At 36.7% G+C, this 3,046-nt stretch carries 6 protein-coding genes; all 6 read right to left on the minus strand.

The window, feature by feature from the left end; all coding sequences use genetic code 11:
* Nucleotides 1-96 precede the first annotated feature (96 nt).
* The gene (locus tag AB685_RS29435) at nt 97-690 is read right to left on the minus strand and encodes a hypothetical protein (protein WP_047974163.1); all 594 of its coding nucleotides are present in this window, start codon (nt 688-690) and stop codon (nt 97-99) included.
* A 58-nt stretch (nt 691-748) separates the two neighbouring features.
* The gene (locus AB685_RS29440) at nt 749-1,180 is read right to left on the minus strand and encodes a DUF669 domain-containing protein (RefSeq protein WP_047974164.1); all 432 of its coding nucleotides are present in this window, start codon (nt 1,178-1,180) and stop codon (nt 749-751) included.
* Between the two features lie 15 nt (nt 1,181-1,195).
* The gene (locus tag AB685_RS29445; RefSeq protein ID WP_047974165.1) at nt 1,196-1,861 is read right to left on the minus strand and encodes an AAA family ATPase; all 666 of its coding nucleotides are present in this window, start codon (nt 1,859-1,861) and stop codon (nt 1,196-1,198) included.
* Nucleotides 1,862-1,864: 3 nt separating this feature from the next.
* The gene (locus AB685_RS29450; RefSeq protein WP_047974166.1) at nt 1,865-2,422 is read right to left on the minus strand and encodes a host-nuclease inhibitor Gam family protein; all 558 of its coding nucleotides are present in this window, start codon (nt 2,420-2,422) and stop codon (nt 1,865-1,867) included.
* A 76-nt stretch (nt 2,423-2,498) separates the two neighbouring features.
* On the minus strand, nt 2,499-2,816 hold the full coding sequence (locus tag AB685_RS29455) for a zinc-finger domain-containing protein (protein WP_047974167.1): 318 nt from the start codon (nt 2,814-2,816) through the stop codon (nt 2,499-2,501).
* On the minus strand, nt 2,803-3,046 hold a 244-nt coding region (locus tag AB685_RS31595; RefSeq protein ID WP_047974168.1), incomplete at its 5' end, for a hypothetical protein. The genes AB685_RS31595 and AB685_RS29455, both read right to left, overlap by 14 nt.

Below are 3,046 nucleotides of genomic sequence, written 5' to 3' on the forward strand. Positions count from 1 at the left end.
TATCAAACAGAAGATATCCTTGATTTTGATTGGCCTTTATGATCTTCGCTCTTAACAACGGCGCTTCACTTAAATCAAAGGGGCGTACAAAGTCTTCTAAATATACTTATTAGATGATTCGCGTTTAGGCAATACTTTTGTAGACATATCCTCTTCTGACTCTATATACTTACCCCAAATCGTTTTTAGAGCCTCTGTTCTTTCTTCAACTCCTACGCTTCTAACTACGGCACCAGTAAAAGTAAAGTAACGACCATGACGATATATCTCAATACCTAACTCKGGGTTCTTCTTACCAGTACCGGGACCACGTAAAGGTATTTTTCCTTTGATAATAATATGGAGACCTTTGTTACTAGGTGATAACTCGGTATAACTGTCAATCGTGTCAACCAGATCTCTTGATAAGTCTGAATACGCTCCATCCTCAATACAATCGTCAATATCAATTCCTATAAAATCATCTTCCTTAGAAAACATGAATCCAACACCGTCATATCTACCAGTAGAAAAAGCTTGTTGTGCTTCAATGAATGTGGACCATGATGAACGATCATTAGACTTTGCAAACTGTCCGTTAGCTTGATAAGGAATTTTTGTCGGCTTATCATTTCTGATTTCAGATTTCCAAACAATCCATTGAGGAGTGTTCTTGAGTTCATCCGGTATTCGATTGAAATCATAATTCATATTGAACTCCCCTTTTGTTGAAAGAAGGGAGCAATCATGCCCCCTCTACAGATTGTTCTTAAAATGGTACATCTTCATCAGAAATAGTTGGACCTTGGCTGGATTGTCCTGCTTTCGATTCTTTAAAGCCTTTGACTTCAGGATAGGTTTTGCCATTGTATTCATGCTCTCCTACAACTAATCGTACTGGCTTATTCATAAACTCTTCTGCCCATTCTTTGTAACTACCATACTGTTTACCATTTGGAAGTTTAGCAGCCTTAGAAGCTTGTTGGAATCTCCAAGGGTTATCACTTACTACGAAGTTGTCATATAGTAACTTTTGACCTTTTGCTGCTTGCTCAACATCACTACGAATCTCATAATCAAAGACAATCATTTGAGTACCATTTGAAGATGTTTTTTGCTCATAATTTACTGGAATTGCTTCATACTCCCCTGGTACTACTTTCTCGAAATATTCACCTTTCGAATGATCAATTTTAAACATGTATAATTCCTCCAATTAATTAATAATAAGTTCGCTTTGCTTACAACCTTTACGATCATCTAACTGATTTTTTGCATATGTGCTGTTAGTAGCTGACAGAGCAAATCCTCGTTCTCCCTCCGAATTAATCAGAATCCTACCGACAACATCGCATAAACCAAGTACATTGTTCATGATCTTCTTATTAATCTGTGGATAGCTTCGGTTATATTGTTGACCATCGCTATCAGTATATAAATCGTCTGCTTCCCAGRCAGTCCAAATTAAATTAGCGCCAAGGTTTTTTAAGTAGCGCAAGCTATTTACTATCCGAAACTGCATGTACTGATAATCACCTTGTGACGGAACCCCTTTATTTTTACCTTTGCTGCCAAGATCCGATAGTAAGCAACGTTCAAGCTCACTGATATTATCAACAACGATATTGTTATATTTACCTTTATACTTTTCTTCCAGTTCAATAATGATTTTTTGCCATTCATCCCAGGTATCAGTGTTACTGACGTAAACAATATCTATATTTTCTTCCCCTTTGAGGACCTTAGTTGTTCTATCCACATCAAGAACTAATGTTTTACCCGGAAAAGATTTAATAGATGATGTTTTGCCCATCCCCGGAGGACCATAGATTAAATATGTTGCTTGGTTATGAGACAATTCCTTAGCACTTACTATCTGCATGAATTACACCTCGACTTTGAAAGATGTATTGGCTTTAGCAACTTCAACACCTGGCACTACTTGTCCATCTTCATTTAGCACAATTTTCTTACCACCCACATCTGCAACCTTCAACGTCTTCTTAAGTTCGGCCCATTTCACTTCTTCTTTAATGAAATCTGTTAGATTGTTAGATTTAACATAATCTAGAACAAAATCTTTATTCACTTGCTTTGGAGCTTCTTTAACAACTCTACTTTTCGACTTACCATATGGAGTGCTAATCGTTTTTGCTTTAGGATCCGCTTCAAGTTGTTCTTGGTGATATTCTTTAATCAAAAATTCAAAGAATAAAAGGGAATCTTCAATTGGTTTCTTCTCTGCATTTATCCACATTGTAATTCGTTCAATCTCTGCAGCTGCTAATTGCTCTTTCTTCTTCTTTTCTTCCAAAAGAGCATTGTACTTACGGAAAGCCCAGTTTAGTTGATCTAGATCATTAATCTTAAATCGATCTTTTGTTTCTTCCGTTAGTTCCACACCTTCTAGCTCTTCTATTTCAAATTGCTGTAAAGCGTTCATCTAATCCCTCCATTTGTGGTAAACTTATTTTGACTAGTTTTAATTAAGGACCTCTACCTCTGCCAAGGTATGAGGTCTATCTTAAATTTCTTAACTTCATATCAACTGCTTTTTCCGTTCTCCCTAGCTTCTTTGCTAGTTCTGCAACCGAAAGCTGTTTGAAGTTATGTTTTAAAAAGAACACTTCTTCACTTGTCCATTTTCTAGGAAACTTAGGATCTCTATGTTCCAGCTGATCCCCAATAGCTCTTAACTCCTGATATACCTCACAGTTAGCAAGACAATAAGCATTTCTTTCATTCTTTGTTCCTTTGATTGTTTTAATCGAATGGCATGACCTACAGTGCTTGTCTAAGATTTGACCGGCGCGAATAATTAACTCACTCTTCTTCATGTGGTAAACCCCAAGATATATAGAATGAAGTAAGGCGGCCGGTTTCATCAGTAGTAATTACTGTTTCAAATCCATTTGCATCAAAATGACCTTCAATTAGTTCTACACTTTCTCTCGGGATTCGTACCAAGATCGATCCATATTTGTGGAAAGGTGTATTTTGGATGTAAACCATCGTGTCACCCATTTTGGCATGATCACTTATAACCTTCTCCAAATCTTTAATTGCT

This window comes from Bacillus sp. LL01 (assembly GCF_001037965.1).

Excerpts from the sequence above, each read along its gene's own strand:
- AB685_RS29440 (WP_047974164.1), bottom strand. The coding sequence starts at position 1,180 with ATGTTTAAAATTGATCATTCGAAAGGTGAATATTTCGAGAAAGTAGTA.
- AB685_RS29450 (WP_047974166.1), bottom strand. The coding sequence starts at position 2,422 with ATGAACGCTTTACAGCAATTTGAAATAGAAGAGCTAGAAGGTGTGGAA.
- AB685_RS29455 (WP_047974167.1), bottom strand. The coding sequence starts at position 2,816 with ATGAAGAAGAGTGAGTTAATTATTCGCGCCGGTCAAATCTTAGACAAG.